This is a genomic window from Rothia sp. P7181 (genome assembly GCF_048513015.1).
In the GTDB taxonomy this organism is placed as follows: Bacteria; Actinomycetota; Actinomycetes; order Actinomycetales; family Micrococcaceae; genus Rothia.
This window is the reverse complement of the sequence record NZ_JBLXXZ010000011.1, coordinates 33,234-54,148: the sequence shown is the minus strand read 5'-3', so window position 1 is coordinate 54,148 and position 20,915 is coordinate 33,234. Positions and strand designations below refer to the sequence as shown.

Sequence of the window (20,915 nt, the reverse complement as noted above, 5' to 3'; positions counted from 1 at the left end):
GATTCTCACCCCTCGTAGAAGTTTTATGCTGAGGTTTTTTCCAGACCCATAAGCTCAATAATCTCTTGAGCAGCTTGTGCAACGGTGTCGTTAACTACCGTATGATCAAACTCGGGTTCAGCAGCCAACTCAATTTTTGCGGTATCTAGACGTTGTTGTTGCTCTTCAGCAGACTCTGTACCGCGTCCAACTAAGCGTCGAACAAGTTCTTCCCAGCTTGGTGGAGCGAGGAAAATAAGTCGAGCTTCTGGCATGCTGTTACGCACTTGACGAGCACCTTGTAAATCAATCTCCAATAAGACGTGTTTTCCCGACTCAAGAGCACGAGTGACCATATTCTTCATGGTTCCATAACGATATTTATTATGAACCTGTGCCCACTCAAGCATTTGGCGGTTCTCTACCATCGAATCGAATTCTTCATCGGACACGAAATAGTAGTGTACGCCTTCTTCTTCACCAGGGCGCGGATCTCGTGTTGTAGCTGAAACTGAGAACCATACATCTGGATAATTCTCACGAATATACTGCGAAACAGTACCTTTACCTACGGCGGTAGGTCCTGCTAAAACAGTGAGTCGAGGTGTAGTGCTCTCAGTCATTGAAAACCGCCTTTAGCGTTCGAGGAAGTCGATTAATGCGCGTCGCTGGTGTACACCTAATCCGCGTAAACGGCGGGACGGCGCGATATTGAGTTCTTTAAGAATTGCGTTAGCGCGAATCTCACCAATGCTTGGAAGGGCCATTAGCAAATCTGTTACTTTTAGTCTACTCACAGCTTCTTCATTATCAGCACGTTTGAGAACTTCTGCGATAGTTGTTTCACGTTTTTTGAGAGATTCTTTGACCTCAGCGCGAATGGTGCGAGAAACTTTAGCTTTTTCGCGAGCTGCTGCGCGTTCTTCTTCGGTGAGTGGGCGGAGTGCCATGCTAATTCCCCTTAGCGTAAATGTGACGTGTTATATTTGCGAACCTGTCTTTTGGTGGTTTGTTCAGCACCCGATACGAAGGTATGCAAGGTGCTGAACAAACCACCTTTGACGTGTATTAATCTAACACTTTAGGGGACGTTACTGGATATTTCTACTAGATGATACTCAGATTAAGTCAGATTATTTAGACCAATCACTCCTAATAAACGACGAATTATTATATTCTGTCATTTAAATTATTTTTGAGATTTTCTTGCGAACTTTCAATCGCATCAATAAGCCCCTCAACAGACGGACCCCGAGACAAAACCCCACGGCTAGAATTCACTAAAACCTGCGATTGGCAACCAGAAAAAACCTCATACAATTGTTCAGCCGTAGCACCCTGAGCACCATACCCTGGAGCTAAAATCGGACCGTTAAAACCAGACAAATCAATCGATAGTACATCTAAAGCATCAGCCACTGTCGCACCAACAACGAGACCACAAGAGCCCATCCGTTGCCACGACTGCTCAGCATTTCTCTCCTGAGCAGAACGAATCACCTCAGCAGCAACAGAACGCTCTCCCCCACGATGCTGGACGCTCTTACCCTCAGGATTAGACGTCAACGCCAGAACAAAAACCCCACGTCCTTGAGACTCAGAAAGTTCCAAGGCCGGAGATAAACTTCCAAACCCAAGATATGGACTAAGAGTCAGCGCATCACTTGCAAGAGGCGAAGAATCATCCAACCACGTATGAGCATAAGCACTCATCGTAGAACCAATGTCTCCACGCTTCGCATCAGATATCACCAATAGCCCCAGACTCTGCGCCTGTTTGATACAACGCTCTAAAGCCAAGAAACCAGCTGAACCATAGCTCTCAAAAAAAGCAACCTGTGGTTTGACGGCAGCAACTTTTCCAGCACATGCCTGAAGAACTAACTGCGAAAAACGCTCTACACCATCAGCGCTAATAGGCAACCCCCATTGCTGCAAAAGCTGAGGATGAGGATCAATACCCACACATAACGGCCCATACTGCTCCATCTTCTGAAACAGCACATCGCCAAAACCTACACACGAATTACGCATCAGCCAACTCCTCAGACTCACTGAGACGACGCATCTGCTCAGCCTTTAACGAAGCACTATGTTCTTGTAAAGTCATCACATCCCAGCTGTGCTCACGCATCGCCTGAATAGCCTGTACTGTCGCCCCAAACTCCGAGACTGTTGTCATCACAGGGCAACCAACAGAGGTTGCTGCGGCACGAATCTCATACCCATCACCACGGGCATTCTCACCACCGGAAGGCGTATTAAGAATCAACGAAATTTCACCCTCAGTAATCATCTGAACAATGGATTTCTCATCTGCTGTAGTTTCAGCAATCTTTGGAACAACCACCGAATCAACACCATTACGACGTAACACCTGTGCCGTACCACCGGTAGAAATAATTTCAAAGCCAAGACTTTGCAACATACGAACATAAATAATCGCATGACGCTTATCCCTATTAGCAATAGAAACAAAAACCTTGCCTTCAACAGGTAACGCCCCACCAGCAGCACTCTCTGCCTTCGCAAAAGCCGTATCAAAATGTCGATGTAAGCCCATCACCTCACCAGTAGAGCGCATCTCAGGGCTTAGCAACGAGTCCACGACCACACCTTCAGGGGTACGGAAACGACTAAAAGGAAGCACTGCTTCTTTAACCGCAATAGCAGTATCTGAAGGCAAAGAAGCTCCATCCATGGTGACCGGCAAAACACCTTCAGACTGTAGCTGAGCAATACTCTTGCCCATACCAATTAACGCTGCTGCCTTAGCTAATTGAACGCCTGTAGCCTTTGACACAAAAGGAACCGTACGCGAAGCACGAGGATTAGCCTCAATCACATACAAAACATCAGATTGCACCGCAAACTGAATATTAATCAGTCCACGAACGTTGACACCACGAGCAATCCTAAGCGTTGCTTCCTTCACCTGAGCAATAGTGTCAGGGCTCAAAGTAATAGGAGGTAAAGTACATGCTGAATCGCCAGAGTGAATACCAGCTTCTTCAATGTGCTCCATCACGCCACCAAGATAAAGTTGCTCACCATCATAAAGAGCATCCACATCAATTTCGATAGCGTCTTCAAGGAACTTATCAATCAAGGCAGGTTGTGAAGGCGAAACCTCGGTGGCGTTCTCAAGATAACGAGCCAATTGTTTTGGCTCATAGACAATCTCCATGCCACGACCGCCCAAAACATAGGAAGGACGAACCAACACTGGATAACCAATCTCATCAGCAATACGACGAGCATTCTCAAACGTAAAAGCGGTACCATTCTTTGGTGAAATCAGTTCAGCTTCTTCAAGAACTCGAGAGAACTCACCACGGTCTTCTGCTAAATCAATAGATTCAGGTGAAGTTCCAAGAATTGGCACACCGGCTTCTTTCAATGCCTGAGCTAGTTTCAACGGAGTCTGCCCACCCAACTGAACGAACACCCCAAGAAGACCACCAGTACGACGTTCTGCATCAATAATTTCTAAAACGTTCTCGAGCGTGAGAGGCTCAAAATACAGACGGGTTGAAATATCGTAATCAGTTGACACTGTCTCCGGATTGCAGTTAACCATCACCGTCTCATATCCCGCTTCACGCAACACCAGTGAGGCGTGAACACAAGAATAATCGAATTCGATACCCTGACCGATACGGTTAGGACCAGAACCCAAAATCATCACAGACGGCTTTTCATGAGGAGCAATCTCATCTTCCATATCGTAAGAAGAATAATGATACGGAGTAAAAGCCTCAAACTCTGCAGCACAAGTATCAACCGTTTTGAAGACCGGACGAATACCTAAGGCATAGCGGATACCTCGAACAACTTCCTCTGAGGAACCCACGATATGTGCAATCTGCGCATCAGAAAAACCATGTCTCTTCGCCAGACGTAGAGTCTGCTCATCAAGGTTTTTATGCTCACGAATATTCTCTGCTACTTCATTGAGCAACACCAACTGGTCTAAGAACCATGGGTCAATACCAGTAAGCTGGTAGAGCTCCTCAACCCCAAGACCAAGAGCTAACGCTTGTTGAACATAGTGGATACGCTCTGCCGTCGGACGGGCACAAAGCTGACGTAACTGATCGAGGTCTTCCTCGGTTGCAGAAGAAATATCAAAACTGAATTCTGCCCCCTTCTGCTCCAAAGAACGCATTGCTTTTTGCAGAGCCTCCGTAAAGTTACGGCCTAATGCCATCGCCTCACCGACCGATTTCATCGTTGTTGTTAGCGTGGGGTCAGCTGCAGGGAACTTCTCAAATGCAAAACGCGGAACTTTAACAACAACATAATCTAAGGTTGGCTCAAAAGATGCCGGAGTCTTCTGCGTAATATCATTAGGGATTTCATCTAAGGTGTACCCCAATGAAAGCTTTGTCGCAATCTTTGCGATAGGGAACCCTGTCGCTTTAGATGCCAAAGCAGAAGAACGAGACACACGAGGGTTCATCTCAATGACGATAACGCGACCACTATGAGGATCCACCGCAAACTGGATATTACATCCACCCGTATCAACACCCACCTCGCGAATAACGTTAATAGAAATATCACGAAGCTTTTGGAACTCACGGTCAGTAAGGGTCAACGCTGGTGCAACAGTAATGGAATCTCCCGTATGCACACCTACTGGGTCAAAGTTCTCGATAGAACAAATAACAACAACGTTATCGTTCTTATCACGCATCATCTCTAGCTCGTATTCTTTCCACCCAAGAATAGATTCTTCTAAAAGAACCTCACTCGTGGGGCTGTACTGAATACCAGCACCGGCAATACGGTATAAGTCTTCTTCGTTATAAGCCATACCAGAACCTAAACCGCCCATCGTAAAGGAAGGGCGCACCACCATCGGGTAACCTAGTTTTTCAGCTGCCGCCAAAGCTTCTGGCATGCTATGAACGATGACCGAGCGAGCAGACTCACCACCAGCACGTTCTACGACACCCTTGAACTTTTCTCGGTCTTCACCAAGATTAATAGCTTCAATATTCGCACCAATCAGCTCTACCTGATACTTTGCCAAAACACCTTGGCGGTCAAGGTCAATTGCGGCGTTGAGGGCTGTCTGCCCACCAAGAGTTGGCAAGATCGCGTTAGGACGCTCTTTTTCAATAATTTTTTCAATAACTTCTGCGCTGATTGGTTCAATATATGTTGCATCAGCAAACTCTGGGTCAGTCATAATCGTCGCGGGGTTTGAGTTCACAAGAATCACTCGGATTCCTTCTTCCTTGAGAACTCGAAGCGCCTGAGTGCCGGAATAATCGAACTCGGCTGCCTGCCCAATCACAATAGGGCCAGAACCGATAACGAGCACAGAGTTGAGGTCTTTTCTACGTGGCATTGTTTACAAAATCCTTTGTGAGTTTCTTAGTTCTGGTGTTGTTTCATCAAATCGATAAAGCGATCAAAAAGATACGCTGCATCATGTGGCCCAGCCGCAGCCTCCGGATGATACTGCACTGAGAAGGCTGGAATATCTAAGCAACGTAATCCTTCAACAACACGGTCGTTGAGGCCGATATGAGAAACCTCAACACGACCAAATTCCTCACATGGAGCCGTCACCACCTCATCAAGAGGTGCGTCCACTGCAAAGCCATGGTTTTGGGCCGTAATCTCTACTTTGCCTGTTGTCTTATCAAGAACAGGTTGGTTAATCCCACGATGACCGAAAGGCAACTTATATGTACCAAAACCTAAGGCACGACCTAACAATTGGTTACCAAAGCAAATACCAAAGAACGGAATAGAAGAACGAAGAACCTGTTGTAGAAGTTCAACCTGCTGGTTGGCAGTAGCGGGGTCTCCTGGGCCATTTGAGAAGAACACGCCGTCAGGTTTGACCGCCTGAATAGCCTCAAAGTCTGATGAAGCAGGCAAAACATGAACACGAACACCACGACGTGCGAACTGTTCGGGAGTCATCGATTTAATACCTAAGTCAAGAGCTGCTAACACCCCTTGAATGGGGCCCTCCCACCCGAAGTCTTGCGGCTCAACGGTATACGCTTGTTCAGAAGAAACACTCTCCGCTAGCTGTCGTCCCTGCATCGGCTCAGACTCTTGCACCATCGTCAACAGCTCAGATACCGGACGTTGTGCGTACTCCCCCGAAAAAATACCAGCACGCATTGCCCCAGCAGAACGTAAATGACGGGTGAGGGCACGAGTATCAATCCCCTCAATACCTACAATTCCCTGCGCTGAAAGATAATCGTCGAGAGAACCTTCACTACGCCAATTTGAAGGACGTCGAGCAGCATCTCGTACAACATAACCGGCAACCCACACTTGACGTGATTCCGCATCCACAGCGTTAACACCAGTATTTCCAATATGAGGAGCAGTCTGCACCACAATTTGACCAGCGTAAGAAGGGTCAGTGAGAGTTTCTTGATAACCGGTCATACCCGTAGAAAAGACGGCCTCACCCAGAGTCTTTCCTACTGTTCCATAAGCCTGTCCATGGTAAACCGTGCCATCTTCTAATACGAGAAGAGCGGGCTGGTGCTGAGTTAGATTAGACATCAACTAACTTCCTTATATAGTGTTTTGCGATAATTCGCATCAATCATTGAGGGCTAAAGAGCTGGAAGATAATCCTTCGCCTGAGGTGCTCTTCGAAGAATTTCTTTCTGAATATTTTCTTGTTCTTGCGGGTGCAATAGCCTAAACCCCGTATCGACAGCAGTGCTATTGAGCATCCAGGAGATGATGAGAAGACCATCCTTCTCAACAAACTTTCCGTTAATGCCTGACTCTTGGCGTACTGCAATAACATCGCGATAAGGAATCCATAGGTGTTGTGCACCTTCTCTGGCTAAAACAAGTCCTTCATCAAAAATGAATAACTCAGCCCGAGATTTAACACCTAAAGTGTGCACTGCAACGCGGGCTAACCAATCCCCTAATAGCGTTGTAACAATATACGTCCCAGAAACAACCGCATCAGGCGGTAACTCATCGTAACGTTCTGGTACCGGTGCTAAAGGGCCTAGCTCACTTTGACGTCTTTTACGTGCCGACCAGCCACGCCACATCAAAAGGCAAGCTAAGACAACAACACCGATACATACAAGCGTGGGGAAAAAATATTTTGACATAGTTTAGAGGCTGTTCCCCTCTGCTGGTTGTCGGCGCGGCGTCGCTAAAGACCCCTCTAAAACAGTAGGATGACCGGCAAAGAAGGTTGCACGAACAGCACCTGGAACTTCTAACCCCTGGTACGGATTATTCTTACCTCGTGTCGCCTGTTCAGCTGAGTTGATAACGCGTGTTGCTTGAGGATCATAAAGTACGATATGTGCTGGCTCGCCTGGTGCAATGGGACGTCCTTGACCTGTTGCACTGCCAATACGAGCAGGACGGAAACTCATAATTTCTGCAACACGCTCCCAACCAATAAGACCAGTATCAACAAGCGTTTTCTGAATAATTGATAATGCCTGTTCCAAACCGGTCATACCATTTGCCGCGCAAGCCCATTCGCAATCTTTAGACTCTACTGGGTGCGGAGCATGATCTGTGCCAATAATATCGATCGTTCCATCTGCAACCGCCTGACGGAGAGCCATAACGTCTTCTTCGGTTCGCAAAGGAGGATTCACCTTATATACAGGGTCGTAGCTTCGGACAAGTTCTTCGGTCAAAAGTAAATGATGAGGTGTTGCTTCAGCCGTCACCTGAACACCACGAGACTTAGCCCAGCGCACAATATCTACTGCCCCACGTGTTGAAAGATGGCAGATATGCACACGAGAATTAACATGTTCAGCTAAAAGAACGTCCCTAGCGATAATGGATTCTTCAGCTACAGCAGGCCATCCTGCTAAACCAAGTTCTGCTGAAACTTTTCCTTCATTCATCTGAGCGCCTTCGGTTAACCGAGGTTCTTGCGCATGTTGAGCAATGACTCCGTCAAAAGTCTTGACGTATTCTAAGGCTCTACGCATCAGTGCCGGATCCCATACACACATACCATCATCAGAGAAAACCCGTACTTGAGCACGAGAATCTGCCATCGCACCGATTGCTGAAAGACGTTCTCCTTTGAGACCTACGGTTACTGCGCCAACAGGATAGACTTGCGCCCAGCCTGCTTTTTTTCCAAGATCATATACTTGCTCAACAACTCCTGCACTGTCTGCCACAGGCTGAGAATTCGCCATCGCAAAAACCGCTGTATAGCCACCTAAAGCAGCTGCTTGAGTTCCAGATTCAACCGTTTCAGCATCTTCTTGGCCCGGTTCTCTCAAATGGGTGTGCAAATCGACAAGACCAGGCAAAGCAATGAGCCCCTGTGCTTCAATGGTGTGAGCATCATCAGCTGTCAATGCTGTACCTATCTGCACAATCTTTCCGGCCTCAATAAGGATATCTGCTGTATCTTGGCCAAGAATAGAAGCATTTTTAATGAGGTATTTCTGTGTCATATCTTCTCGCTATGGGTGAATCTGTGTGTTATTTGAAGAGTAAAGTTCGCTGCCGTCTTGGCCAGTCATTAGCATATAGAGCACCGCCATGCGCACAGAGACTCCGTTATTGACCTGGCGAAGAACCCACGATTGTGAAGAATCTGCTGCAAGAGAACTAATCTCAAGCCCGCGGTTCATTGGGCCCGGATGTAGAACGGCTGTCTGTTCTCCCGAACGTTCTAAAGCTTTGAAACGTTCAGGGGTAAGCCCCCATAATCGGGCGTATTCTTCAACGCTAGGGAAGAACGCAGCATTCATACGTTCTTTTTGAATACGAAGTAGCATTACCGCATCAACACCATGCGCTAAGGCCTGATCAAAGTTGTAGTACACCTGAACTGGCCAATGATCAATATCATGAGGTAAAAGAGTAGGCGGTGCTATAAAAATAACCTCTGCTCCTAATGTGTGTAGAAGCCAGAGGTTTGAACGAGCAACACGAGAGTGAAGGATATCGCCAACAATAGCGACACGCATTCCCTCAAGTGCAGAACCTTGAGTCGGAATACCTGATAGCTGATGCTGGAACTGTCGAAGTGTCATCGCATCAAGAAGGGCTTGTGTTGGGTGAGCGTGTGTACCGTCGCCAGCATTAAGAACTGGAATATTGGTCCATCCAGCTTCTGCTAAACGCTGAGGTGCCCCTGATGCGCTATGCCGAATCACAAACGCGTCAGCATTAATTGCAGCTAAGGTCTGAGCAGTGTCTTTGAGAGATTCCCCTTTAGAAACAGAAGAACCTTTAGCAGCAAAATTAATGATGTCGGCGCCGAGGCGTTTTTCGGCTGTTTCGAAAGAAAGTCGAGTACGAGTAGAGTCTTCAAAGAAGAGATTTACCACGGTACGGCCCTGTAAGACAGGAAGTTTTTTCACCTCCTGCCGGCCCACTTCTGCCATATAATCGGCGGTATCGAGAATACTTATCGCTTCTTCGCGAGTTAATTCTTTAGTGTCTAGTAAATGACGCATGGTCTTTTATTCTCCGCTATTAGGGTGCAAAATCTCAACGCGATCGGTGCAACCGTCAATTTCTTCGAGATATACACGAACAAGTTCTTCAGATGAGGTGGGAAGGTTTTTACCAACGTGGTCTGCACGAATAGGTAATTCGCGATGTCCCCTATCAACGAGAACAGCTAGACGGACACAAGCAGGGCGACCATAGTCTTTGAGAGCGTCTAAACCTGCTCGAATCGTTCTTCCGGAGTATAAAACATCATCGACGAGCACGAGATTTTTACCGTTAATACCGGATGCTGGTAGAACTGTTGGTAAAGGAGTCTTCTCAGGTTTTGAATTGAGATCATCTCGGTATTTTGTAATATCTAATTGACCGAGGCATAGCTGAGGATTAAAAGACGAATCAGTGCGCGCAATCTTTTCTGCTAAGCGTTGCGCTAATGGTGCGCCCTTGCGCTGAATCCCCACAAGGACAAGATTTTCTGCACCACGATTTCCTTCAAGGATTTCGTGAGCAATACGTGTCAAGGCACGGTTAATATCGGCTTCGTTAAGAATGGTGCGACCCATCACTGGGTAGAGTTCACTCATCTGCCGGCCTCCTTCCCCGCCTCACAGGACGGACTTAAAGGTTGCTTGCTTTATGGAGCAATCTATCATGTTTTATCTTGGCAAACCTGCAAGAAGAGATGTTTTGAGAAAAGTTTTTGAGAAAAACGATGAAGTTATCCGGTAAATCAGCACGTCACCACGCATAAAACGGTGGGGTGGCCACATAGTGTAGCCACCCCACCGTTGAAAGATACTTTTATGCAAGAAGCGTAGGTTTAACTTGACGCAACCGCTCCAAAAGACCATTGATGAACTTAGGTGAATCGTTAGTCGAAAGCACCCGAGCCAGTCCCGTTGCTTCTGAAATAGCAACAAGATCTGGAACCTCATCATTATAGAGAAGTTCCCATGCTCCGATACGCAAAAGAATGCGATCTACGCTAGGCATACGGTCCATGGTCCAGTCCTGAGAGTACGTTTCGATATACTCACGAATCTCTTCGTCATGTTCTTGTACACCGCGCACAATCTGCTCAGAGTACGTAGAAATCTGCGCGGAAGTATGTAAACGACGACGAGTCAATACGTCTAGAATCTCATCATCTCGTTGCTCAGCTTCAAAAAGAACTTCAACTGCTCTCAATCGAGCTTTAGTTCGTGAATTCACGTATTTTATGCCCTGTTCTTCTAGTCGTTTACACGACCAAGATACTCACCGGTACGAGTATCAACCTTAACTTTAGTGCCAGTCTCCAAGAAGAGTGGAACCTGAATCTGAGCACCAGTCTCAACTGTTGCAGGCTTTGTGCCACCGGTAGAGCGGTCACCCTGAAGGCCAGGCTCAGTGTACGTAATCTCAAGAACAACAGATGCAGGAAGCTCAATGTATAGTGGCTCACCCTCATGCATCGCGATAGTAGCAACCTGAGACTCAAGAAGATAATTTGCTGCGTCACCAACAACAACCTGAGGAACATTAATCTGATCGTAAGTTTTTACGTCCATGAAAACGTAATCATCACCATCTTGATAGAGATACTGATAATCAGAACGATCAACAGTAGCAGTATCGACCTTTGCGCCAGCGTTAAACGTACGATCGACAACTTTGCCGGAGGTTACATTACGCAACTTGGTACGAACGAACGCTCCACCTTTTCCTGGCTTGACGTGCTGGAATTCGATAACCGACCAGAGGTTACCATCAATCTTAAGTACAACGCCGTTCTTAATGTCAGCGGTAGTAGCCAACCGACTCTCCTTCAAATATATGGGAATTATCAATAATCAAATGATTCTTAGCCATTGTAACGCTTCAACGAGATAAAGACAGCTGTATTGGACGAAGAAACATAAAATAGATGCTCCCCTGTGCCAGAACACACAGCCTTCATCATATAGATGAGGGTCTATAAAGCCTACGAGGTAGAAGAAACTTCCTGATACGTTGCAAACAACAAAGAATCATCAGGAACTTCATAAATACGAGGTGAACCATACCCCTCAAGAAGGACGAAACGAAGCAAATTTCCACGAGCCTTTTTATCTCGGCGCATCGACTCAATGAGCTGCTGCCAACGGTCCCCACGATAACTCACCGGAAGACCCACCGACTGACAGATACGACGAGTACGCTCTACCACTGACTCATCAACATACCCTGCAGCCAAAGATAACTCAGCAGCAAAAACCATGCCTACCGCAACTGCCGCACCATGACGCCACTGATAACGCTCAACTCGCTCAATAGCATGACCAAAAGTGTGGCCATAATTCAGGAATTCTCGAAGGCCAGATTCCTTTAAATCCTCAGAAACAATACGAGCTTTAACACGGATAGAGCGCTCAATTAAATCACGAATTACTGCAGACTGAGAATCACGTAAAGCATCAGGATTGCCTTCAATAATATCGAGAATCTCAGGATCAGCAATAAACCCACATTTAATGACCTCTGCCAGCCCCGTCAATAATTCATGAACGGGCAAAGTCCGTAACGTTCCTAACTCGCATAAAACAGCTGCCGGAGGGTAGAACGTCCCTACCAAATTCTTTCCCTCAGCAGTATTAATCGCTGTTTTTCCACCGATTGCAGCGTCGACCATGCCAAGTAAAGTTGTCGGGATATGAACAACCTTCACACCACGCAACCAGGTGGAGGCCACAAAACCTGCCACATCGCTGACTGCTCCGCCACCAATAGAGATAATTGCATCAGAACGAGTAAAATCATTCTTCCCTAACACCTGCCAGCAAAAACCTGCTACTTGAAGATGTTTTCCTTCTTCTGCGTCAGGTATCTCTGCGCTGAAAGAGTCATAACCAGCCGAACGTAAATCTTCCATGACCAGTTCACCGGTAGAACGCAAAGCCCTCGGATAAATCATCAACACACGGCGAGTTTGAGCACCCAGAATCTCAGGTAACTGAGCTAAAAGATGATGTCCAACAAAAACATCATAATTTTCTTGCGGGGTATCTCCCGTAACCGAAATAACGGTTGGCTCCATATTATTGCTCATGCTGTTACTCCCCCACGAGTACGTAAAATAAATTGTTGAACTTCTGCAGCAATCTCTGAAATAGGACGAGACCCCCGAACATCCAACGTGTAGCTTGCTAACTGTTCATAGCGTTCTTTGCGTAGTTGAAAAATATCATTCCAACGCTGGATAGGATCCCCTTGCAAAAGTGGACGCGTCTTATTACCTAAAATTCGTGGGCGAACAGTATCAGCATCCACCTTCAGATAAATAACACACTCATTTTTGAGTTTCTGTGCAACCTGCTCACTCATGGGTGCACCACCACCCAACGAAAAAATACTATTGCGATACTGTGGAGACTCAAGAACTTGAAAAATAGTTTCGCTCTCAACTTTACGAAAATATTCTTCTCCTAAAGTATCGAACATTTCTGGTATCGATCCATATTGTTCGGTAATGAGCTGATCTGCGTCTAAAAACTGATACCCATAAAAACGGGCACAGTGCATCCCTATATAAGACTTTCCAGCAGCCATCGGACCAATAAAAACTACTGGCCGACGGCGATCTAAGAACTCTTCTTGAACTTCACGAACATGCTGAGGGTCCGGTGATGAGACACTAACACGCTCTGGAGAAAGACGCTGCTTCGACATAGGCGTCTAACGGTCCCAACCGGCAACGTTCGACTCCCAGCTCAAAGACTGCGGAATAGCAGCAAGATAAGCATCCATATTCCGTCGAGTCTCAGTCACAGAGTCCCCACCAAACTTCTCTAAAGCAGCTTCAGCAAGAACCAGTGCAACCATCGCTTCAGCAACAACACCAGCAGCAGGTACCGCGCATACATCTGAACGCTGATGGTGAGCTTTTGCAACCTCACCAGTAGAAGTATCAATAGTTTTCAACGCTTTAGGGACTGTAGCAATAGGCTTCATCGCAGCACGAACTCGCAAGAGGTCTCCGATACTCATACCACCTTCGATACCTCCGGCACGATTTGAATCACGAGTAACACCGTACTCATTCACGCTTATCTCGTCGTGCGCACGAGTTCCCGGACGAGAAGCTGTCAAAAACCCATCTCCAACTTCGACACCCTTAATGGCTTGAATCCCCATTAATGCAGCAGCAAGACGTGCATCAAGACGACGGTCCCAATGAACGTAAGAACCAAGCCCAGGAGGAAGACCGTAGGCAAGGACTTCAACAACCCCACCAAGAGTCTCACCATCTTTATGAGCCATATCTACAGCCTGAACCATCGCAGCAGAAGTGGCAGAATCAAAACAACGTAATGGGTCAGCATCAAGTGCCCCAACATCAGAAGGGCATGGACGAGGAGCATCTTCTGGAGTGCATACATCAGCAATAGCTGTTGTATGACTTACCAACTGCACTCCTAGAGCTTTGAGAAGCTGAGAAGCAACAACACCGAGAGCTACACGAGTTGCCGTCTCTCGTGCGGAAGCTCTTTCTAGAACAGGTCGTGCTTCATCAAAATCATATTTCTGCATTCCCGTAAAATCAGCGTGCCCAGGTCGAGGACGAGTCAATGGCGCATTCCGTGCGCGTCCTTCGAGTAGTGCAGGATCTACAGGGTCAGCGCTCATCACATCAACCCATTTTGGCCATTCCGTATTCGCAATCTCTAAAGCAACAGGTCCACCCAGTGTTTTACCATGACGCACCCCACCTAAAATACGAACCTGATCCTCTTCAAACTTCATACGTGCTCCACGCCCGTAACCGAGACGACGTCGAGCCAAAGCGTCACGCACCATCTGCGAGGTTAGTTCTACACCTGCTGGGACGCCCTCAATAATACCGACAAGAGCTTCACCGTGAGATTCACCGGCTGTGAGCCAACGCAACATGCTCTGACTTCCTTTACATATGTAGTGTGATAACCAAAAGGTTCTTCCCTAAGCACTAGAGTACCCAGAAAATAAACTGAATAAAATTTTTGATGTCTTCACATGAAAACTGTGTTAACCACAAGAACCAAAATGTTCCATCGAATAAACATTAAGCGGTAGCTTATTTCGTGGTAACAACCCAATAGCTGAACACATCGCATTCATCATCTGAAGCTGTTCAGGTAACGTCTCTTCTAACGCATGACCTGTAAAAAGCTTAATCTGGTCGATAGCCTGATACAGTAGCATATCTAAACCAGAGACAATAACTCCCCCAGCATCTTCCCAACGCGAGGCAATGGTAGAAGGCCACGGGTCATAACTCACATCGAAAAGTACACCGTTCAAAGAAGACCCCAGCGTTGGGGCAAATTGATCAGCCACTCCTGCCGGCAAAGTTGAGATAACGGCTTCATAAACCGAATATTGTGAAGCAAAATCTTCAAAACGACAGATGTTAAGACGTATCTCCAGTTTCTCGGCTAGCCGAAGAACAGTTGCCGCGCGCTCTACAGAACGCACATAAAGATCGACCTCAGTAGAACCCAAAAAGGACAGTGCCATCAATGCAGAGGTAGCAGTTCCGCCACCACCAAGAATAGCCCGTGGCGAGTCGTCTGTAGATACGCGAACACCAGCATGGTGCAAGGCATTGACGATGCCCGAAACATCAGTATTATGCCCTATAGCTCGTCGAGAAGAACCTTCACCTCGCCAATACACCGTATTGACAACATCAAGAACCTTCGCAAAATCAGTCAGTTCATGAAGATTCTCAATCACGGCGTTTTTCAGCGGCATCGTTACAGAATAGCCAACCACATTTTCGGTTAGAGCAGGTAAAAACCGTTCTGGAAGTTCCTCAATAGAGGTTTTCCAACGACCATAATCAATCTCATACCCAAGATGCTCATAGGCAACCTGATGAAGGCTCGGAGAAAGCGAATGCTCAATAGGGTTACCTAGAACAAAAGCTTTCTTCCGAGTATTCATCGAATCATCTATTTTAGGTGCACTTGCCATCATGTTCACGACACCATCTATCGTATTCTTCAACGTTCTTCAGATGCTGACGATAGGTCTTAGCAAACTTTGTTTCGCCAGTATCAAGATTGACAGTCACCCAGAAATAGTAGTCATTCTTATCGGGGTTTGCTGCGGCATCAATAGCGTTAGTACCCGGTGAACCAATAGGGCCAGCAGGAAGGCCTTTGTAATAGAAAGTGTTGTACTTATTTGACGGGTCTTGCTTTTGCTCATTTGTAATGTGAACGGTCTTCTTCCCTAGACCATAAGCAACCGTAGCATCGGACTGAATGTACCCGCTAGTTTCCCCATCAGGGTTATTAATACGGTTTTCGATAGCCCCTGCAATAGCCTTATAGTCAGGCGTAATACCTTCAAATTCCACGATGGAAGCTACCGTTAGAACATAAAAGGCTTGCTCATCGCCCTTTACACCAGCATCAGATAATGCTTTCTTCGTCTCATCGACAATGCTTTGCATAATATCTTTGATGTCTGTTCCCTGGTCAAAACGATATTCACCAGGATGCATCCAACCTTCTAGAGAAGGGAAATTAGCAGGAACGCCAAGACTCTGAGGGTTCTGATTAAACTTATTGAGTTCATCTCGTGAAACACCAGTAGCTTGAGCAATAATATCTAGAGATTCTTCGATACGAAGAGTCTGAGCCAAAGCAATATACACTTGATTAGCTTCGTTCAAACGGAGAAGAACATCAAGTGCTGATTGGCTGCTCATCTCTTCTTGAAGGTTATACTCACCAGGCTGAATATACTTCTTCTCTCCCATATCACTGTAGACAGAGAGGAAACGGTCAGCGTCAGCAATAACACCCATTTTCTCTAGCTGGTTTGCTACACCAATAGTAGAAGCACCAGGGGCAACCGTGAAGCTCACGCTTGTCCCATTACCGGAACCACTAAAATCTTTGCGTTTGAACCACCCTAGCTGAGGGCTAATAATTGCGATAATCATGACCACGGCAATGGCAAAAACAAGTCCTGCACTGAGCATGGTATTGCGCCTGCGAAGACGAATTTTACGCCGTTGTTCAGGAGTGAGCAGATCATGCTCAACAACTAATCCGAGGATACCCTCACGTTCATCTTCTTCAGAGGGGCTCAAAATCATTTTGAGGTTCTCTGGCTCATCACGGTGAACTGAACGTTTCGGCGATCGGCTCGAGTTCGTTTTATTGCTCACTCAAGTTCTCCATATCGTTTTTCGTCTGTGGTGCTGAGGAAATCTCCTCAGCGCATTCTATTGTCTGAGGCTCCACTAAAAATCCAGCAACATGATTGCCTGCTTTCAGTGTGTCTAGGCAATACTGCAAGATATTAACTGCAGCTACCTGATCCACCATTGTCTTAAAATCTCGTGACGATACCCCAGCCTCATGCAAAGTGCGATGAGCACTGACCGTCGTTAAACGCTCGTCTACTAACCATACAGGAATGGAATATCCTTCTGCTACAAGTTCAGTAACGAGATCTTGTGCATAAGAACGAGCCATAAGCGTTGATGATGATTCTCCACCGCGCATGGTCTTAGGTAAGCCCACGAAAATTTCGGTAACTTCGTGGACTTTCACCAGGGTACGCAAGACTCTACGATCAGAGTTCTTTTTAAGGTCTCGACGTAAAGTCTTGAGCGGCGTCGCTAGAATTCCATCTCTATCGCAGAGGGAGAGACCGACGCGAGCGTTACCCACGTCGACTCCCATGCGCACTCCTGGTGTAAAAGTCATAGGTTAAGCACTGACTTTCGCAAGTTCAGAACGAATAGCGGTGAGCGCATCCTCAACCTTTGTTGGGTCTTGTCCGCCACCTTGAGCCATATCGTCCTTGCCGCCACCGCCGCCACCAAGGATGCCTGCAGCAACACGAACCAAAGCTCCAGCTTTAACGCCGTGTTCACGAGCACCTTCATTAGTTGCCACGAGAACAACCGGGCGACCATTATTAACAGCTGTTACTGCAACAACAGCAGGCTCTGAGCCTAGACGTTGACGCAAATCCATTGCAAGATTACGTAACTCATTCACTGATAGTTCACCAGCATTATGAACGAGAGCTCGGATTTGTCCGATGAGTTCTGCTGATTCTACTAGTTTTCCAGCTTCAGCCTGAAGTTTTTCAGTACGAAGTTTCTCCAGCTCTTTTTCAACACTCTTCAGTTTTGTCAGGGTCTGAGAAAGACGTTCTGGAAGTTCAGCAGAAGATTGTACTTTCATCATGCCTGTCAGCTGGTTAACAAGAGTACGTTCTGTTGCCAAATGGTTAAAGGAGCTATATCCGACAAGCGCTTCAACACGACGGTTACCAGAACCAACAGATTGTTCTGAAAGCAATGTCAAAGAACCAATCTCTGCAGAGGATGACACGTGGGTTCCTCCACAAAGTTCACGAGAGAAATCTCCACCAATTTCGACGACACGTACGGTATCACCGTATTTTTCACCGAAGAGACTCATTGCGCCGAGTTTCTTCGCCTCATCTAACGGCATCTCTCGTGTCACAGTCTGTAGGTTGTCACGAATTGCGGTGTTAGCAACTTCTTCAACTTCACGCTGAACAGACTCAGATAATCCTTCACCCCATGCAAAGTCGAAACGTAGGTAGTCTTCTTTATTGAAAGAGCCACGCTGCGTTGCTTCATTTCCAAGCACTTGGTGCAATGCTGCGTGCACAATATGTGTACCAGAGTGAGCTTTTTCACCATCGCGACGGCGACGTTCGTTCACCTGTGCAACAACTTCAGCACCAGCTAGAGCTTCGCCTTCACGAACAACACCACGATGCACGCTCAAACCTTTAACAGGTTGCTGCACATCATCGATATCAATCACAAAACCGTTACCACTAATCACTCCGGTATCAGCTGCCTGACCACCTGCTTCAGCGTAGAAAGGAGTCTCATCCAAAACGATTTCAATGCGGTCCCCTGCCTGAGCAACAGGAACAGTAACACCATTAACCAAAATAGCGCGTAAGACAGTCTGTGTTTTGAGCTCTTCATAACCGGTAAATACGGAGCCGCGTTCATTAGCAAGTTCACGTAATGCAGAAAGATCTGCGAAAGCACCCTTTTTGGCTTTAGCATCTTTTTGGGCGCGAGTACGTTGCTCTTCCATGAGCTCACGGAAAGCTTTTTCGTCGACTTTTACTCCAGCTTCTTCAGCCATTTCTAGCGTCAAGTCGATGGGGAAACCATAGGTGTCATGCAAAGTGAAAGCTTCAGTTCCAGAAACAATAGAGCTTCCCTTTTTAGCTTCTTTAACAGCTTCTTCGAGACGTTCAGTACCTGACTCAATAGTTCTTAAGAATGCTTTTTCTTCCGCATACGCAATACGTGAAATACGCTCAAAGTCTTCAAGCACGACGGGGAATGCGCCACCCATTGCATCGCGAGAAGCTGGGAATAGCACTGGCAAGCATGGCTCAGTAACACCTAAAAGTCGCATAGCTCGAATAGCGCGACGCATCAGGCGGCGGAGAATATATCCACGACCTTCGTTAGAGGGGGTCACGCCATCAGCAATGAGCATCAGTGAAGAACGGATATGGTCTGCAACAACACGCATCCGAACGTCATCTTCATATCCTTCATCTTGAGCTGTTTCAGAACCGTGGTATGTCTTGCCTGATAGTTTTGCTGCAGCATCAAGTACCGGACGAACCTGATCGGTTTCGTAGAAGTTTTCAACGCCTTGTAATAGCATTGCAAGACGTTCAACGCCTAGACCCGTATCAATATTCTTCTCGGGTAGATCCCCAAGAATTTCAAAGCTATCTTTTCCAGTACCTTCACCACGCTGGTATTGCATGAACACAAGGTTCCAGATTTCAATGTAGCGATTATCGTCAACAGCAGGGCCACCATCTTTACCGTAGGCAGGCCCACGGTCATAGAAGATTTCAGAGTCAGGACCAGCAGGGCCAGGCTGTCCGGTAGACCAATAATTTTCTTTCATACCCATACGCTGTACGCGTTCGGCAGGTAGCCCGACGGTCTTCGTCCATAGCTCGTAGGCCTCATCATCGCCTTCATAGACGGTCACCCAAAGACGTTCTGGGTCAAGACCAAACCCGCCTTTTTCAACAGAGGTAGTAAGAAGTTCCCACGCCCAAGGGATCACCTCTTTTTTGAAGTAGTCGCCGAAAGAAAAGTTGCCAGCCATCTGGAAGAACGTTCCGTGGCGAGCTGTTTTACCTACTTCTTCAATATCGAGGGTGCGGATACATTTCTGTACGGAAGTTGCTCGACGATAAGGAGGAACTTCACGACCCAAGAAATAAGGAATAAAAGGAACCATACCGGCGATGGTAAACATTGCACCTGGCTCGTTGGAAACAAGCGAGGCGGAGGGAACGACTGTGTGACCGCGTTCTTTAAAGAATTCAAGCCATCGCTTTGATATTTCCTGTGAAAGCATGAAGCTATATTCCTAACCTATGATGATGAATAAATGTTCTAAAAATGTATAAAAGGCTACTAGAGCCGATAACGTTTAAGACCCGCTAGAAGTATGACCTTCAAAAAAGTCTTCACCTAGCTGACGGTCACGTTGAACTCTACGTTCCGTGCCGGCCAGTGGCGAAGGCGTATTATGCGGTGTTAGTTCAGCACTGTCAGAGTTCTCAGGTACTGCCCATGTGTCTAAAGAACCGGGGCGAGCCTCATTCTTTTGTTCTTGAAATCTTTGTTGTAGCTGAGCTTCGTGTTCTTGCATCCCGCTTTTTACTTGAGCAGCAAATTGAGTTGCTTTTAGTACAACCTTTTGAAGAGGTTGCCCCCACGGAGAATCAAAGAAGCGTGCCACTTGAGCCTTCCGTCCAGAAGCTGAAGATAACTCTGATGAAGTTCGTTGTGCCAATGCTTGGCTCACGTCTGTTGTTTGGTTGATACGCTGCGCCAGATAACCAGCTACTGCCCCACCAGCTAATAATGCCGCACTTTTCCAGAACCCCATTATGGACGCTCCTTCGGTGTTGCAGGTGGTGTGTTTTGTTTATCTGAACGCATAGCTTTACGTACACCATAAGAGAATGACGCAACCTTAATAAGAGGTTGCCCAACCGTTGATGTCACCAACGAGGAAAGAGCAGACACGTTAGCTGAAGCGTCAGAAACGTTATTGGTAATGTCGTCTACTTTTTCTAATTGGGTATTGGTGGTTGTAACAGTTTTCGTCACTTCCCTAATTAAAGGAGTGGTTTCTCCGTTGAGAGAACGAATCGTTACTACTAGTTCGTCAAAAACTTTCCCTAATTTAATGATGGGTAAGGCTAGAAGCGCTACAAGTATTGCAAATACTGCCGCAGCGATAAGCCCGGCAATGTCTCCACCGCTCATAGATCCTTCTTTCCTCGTGTGTACGATGTGCGCCTCAATATCAGAAATTAAGAACACGAATTGATAACAATACTACTGCATGGAATAAGATACAGACGATTTATTTTCGGGTTATCGTATTTTCTCATCTTTTTCGGAGCACACA

Annotated in this window: 20 protein-coding genes; all 20 read right to left on the bottom strand. The window is 46.7% G+C overall.

Annotated features, from left to right (window positions below):
• Window positions 1-23: 23 nt before the first annotated feature.
• Window positions 24-602, bottom strand: coding sequence for a guanylate kinase (gene gmk, locus ACN08Z_RS06600; RefSeq protein ID WP_419103763.1), 579 nt, complete (start codon window positions 600-602; stop codon window positions 24-26).
• A 12-nt stretch (window positions 603-614) separates the two neighbouring features.
• Window positions 615-929, bottom strand: a complete 315-nt coding sequence (gene mihF / locus ACN08Z_RS06595) for an integration host factor, actinobacterial type (RefSeq protein ID WP_419103762.1) — start codon at window positions 927-929, stop codon at window positions 615-617.
• Between the two features lie 220 nt (window positions 930-1,149).
• Window positions 1,150-2,013, bottom strand: a complete 864-nt coding sequence (gene pyrF / locus ACN08Z_RS06590) for an orotidine-5'-phosphate decarboxylase (protein ID WP_419103761.1) — start codon at window positions 2,011-2,013, stop codon at window positions 1,150-1,152.
• Window positions 2,006-5,338: a carbamoyl-phosphate synthase large subunit gene (gene carB / locus ACN08Z_RS06585; RefSeq protein WP_419103760.1), complete on the bottom strand. Its 3,333-nt coding sequence runs from the start codon at window positions 5,336-5,338 to the stop codon at window positions 2,006-2,008. Before carB ends, pyrF begins: the two co-directional genes overlap by 8 nt.
• Before the next feature lie 26 nt (window positions 5,339-5,364).
• A complete protein-coding gene (carA, locus tag ACN08Z_RS06580; RefSeq protein ID WP_419103759.1) occupies window positions 5,365-6,525 on the bottom strand; it encodes a glutamine-hydrolyzing carbamoyl-phosphate synthase small subunit in 1,161 nt (386 codons plus the stop codon).
• A 53-nt stretch (window positions 6,526-6,578) separates the two neighbouring features.
• Window positions 6,579-7,100 carry a hypothetical protein gene (locus tag ACN08Z_RS06575; RefSeq protein ID WP_419103758.1) on the bottom strand — a complete coding sequence of 174 codons (522 nt, stop codon included), beginning with the start codon at window positions 7,098-7,100 and terminating at the stop codon, window positions 6,579-6,581.
• 3 nt (window positions 7,101-7,103) lie between these two features.
• Window positions 7,104-8,429 (bottom strand): dihydroorotase, encoded by a 1,326-nt coding sequence (locus ACN08Z_RS06570; RefSeq protein ID WP_419103757.1) that lies wholly within the window; start codon window positions 8,427-8,429, stop codon window positions 7,104-7,106.
• Between the two features lie 9 nt (window positions 8,430-8,438).
• Window positions 8,439-9,440 carry an aspartate carbamoyltransferase catalytic subunit gene (locus ACN08Z_RS06565; protein ID WP_419103756.1) on the bottom strand — a complete coding sequence of 334 codons (1,002 nt, stop codon included), beginning with the start codon at window positions 9,438-9,440 and terminating at the stop codon, window positions 8,439-8,441.
• A 6-nt stretch (window positions 9,441-9,446) separates the two neighbouring features.
• Complete coding sequence (pyrR, locus tag ACN08Z_RS06560; RefSeq protein ID WP_419103755.1) at window positions 9,447-10,022, bottom strand: bifunctional pyr operon transcriptional regulator/uracil phosphoribosyltransferase PyrR; 576 nt, start codon at window positions 10,020-10,022, stop codon at window positions 9,447-9,449.
• Window positions 10,023-10,239: 217 nt separating this feature from the next.
• On the bottom strand, window positions 10,240-10,650 hold the full coding sequence (gene nusB, locus ACN08Z_RS06555) for a transcription antitermination factor NusB (protein WP_419103754.1): 411 nt from the start codon (window positions 10,648-10,650) through the stop codon (window positions 10,240-10,242).
• A 20-nt stretch (window positions 10,651-10,670) separates the two neighbouring features.
• The gene (efp, locus tag ACN08Z_RS06550) at window positions 10,671-11,234 is read right to left on the bottom strand and encodes an elongation factor P (protein ID WP_419101667.1); all 564 of its coding nucleotides are present in this window, start codon (window positions 11,232-11,234) and stop codon (window positions 10,671-10,673) included.
• Window positions 11,235-11,401: 167 nt separating this feature from the next.
• On the bottom strand, window positions 11,402-12,505 hold the full coding sequence (aroB, locus tag ACN08Z_RS06545; RefSeq protein ID WP_419103753.1) for a 3-dehydroquinate synthase: 1,104 nt from the start codon (window positions 12,503-12,505) through the stop codon (window positions 11,402-11,404).
• The gene (locus ACN08Z_RS06540) at window positions 12,502-13,125 is read right to left on the bottom strand and encodes a shikimate kinase (RefSeq protein ID WP_419103752.1); all 624 of its coding nucleotides are present in this window, start codon (window positions 13,123-13,125) and stop codon (window positions 12,502-12,504) included. The genes aroB and ACN08Z_RS06540 overlap by 4 nt, the downstream gene beginning before the upstream one ends.
• Before the next feature lie 6 nt (window positions 13,126-13,131).
• The gene (aroC, locus tag ACN08Z_RS06535) at window positions 13,132-14,346 is read right to left on the bottom strand and encodes a chorismate synthase (protein ID WP_419103751.1); all 1,215 of its coding nucleotides are present in this window, start codon (window positions 14,344-14,346) and stop codon (window positions 13,132-13,134) included.
• A gap of 114 nt (window positions 14,347-14,460) precedes the next feature.
• On the bottom strand, window positions 14,461-15,414 hold the full coding sequence (locus ACN08Z_RS06530) for a shikimate dehydrogenase family protein (protein ID WP_419103750.1): 954 nt from the start codon (window positions 15,412-15,414) through the stop codon (window positions 14,461-14,463).
• Window positions 15,395-16,618, bottom strand: coding sequence for an endolytic transglycosylase MltG (mltG, locus tag ACN08Z_RS06525; RefSeq protein WP_419103749.1), 1,224 nt, complete (start codon window positions 16,616-16,618; stop codon window positions 15,395-15,397). The genes ACN08Z_RS06530 and mltG overlap by 20 nt, the downstream gene beginning before the upstream one ends.
• Window positions 16,608-17,162 carry a Holliday junction resolvase RuvX gene (ruvX, locus tag ACN08Z_RS06520; RefSeq protein ID WP_419103748.1) on the bottom strand — a complete coding sequence of 185 codons (555 nt, stop codon included), beginning with the start codon at window positions 17,160-17,162 and terminating at the stop codon, window positions 16,608-16,610. Before ruvX ends, mltG begins: the two co-directional genes overlap by 11 nt.
• A gap of 3 nt (window positions 17,163-17,165) precedes the next feature.
• Complete coding sequence (gene alaS / locus ACN08Z_RS06515) at window positions 17,166-19,850, bottom strand: alanine--tRNA ligase (protein ID WP_419103747.1); 2,685 nt, start codon at window positions 19,848-19,850, stop codon at window positions 17,166-17,168.
• 75 nt (window positions 19,851-19,925) lie between these two features.
• Window positions 19,926-20,387: a hypothetical protein gene (locus ACN08Z_RS06510; RefSeq protein ID WP_419103746.1), complete on the bottom strand. Its 462-nt coding sequence runs from the start codon at window positions 20,385-20,387 to the stop codon at window positions 19,926-19,928.
• Window positions 20,387-20,770 carry a DUF948 domain-containing protein gene (locus ACN08Z_RS06505; RefSeq protein ID WP_419103745.1) on the bottom strand — a complete coding sequence of 128 codons (384 nt, stop codon included), beginning with the start codon at window positions 20,768-20,770 and terminating at the stop codon, window positions 20,387-20,389. The genes ACN08Z_RS06510 and ACN08Z_RS06505 overlap by 1 nt, the downstream gene beginning before the upstream one ends.
• Window positions 20,771-20,915 lie beyond the last annotated feature (145 nt).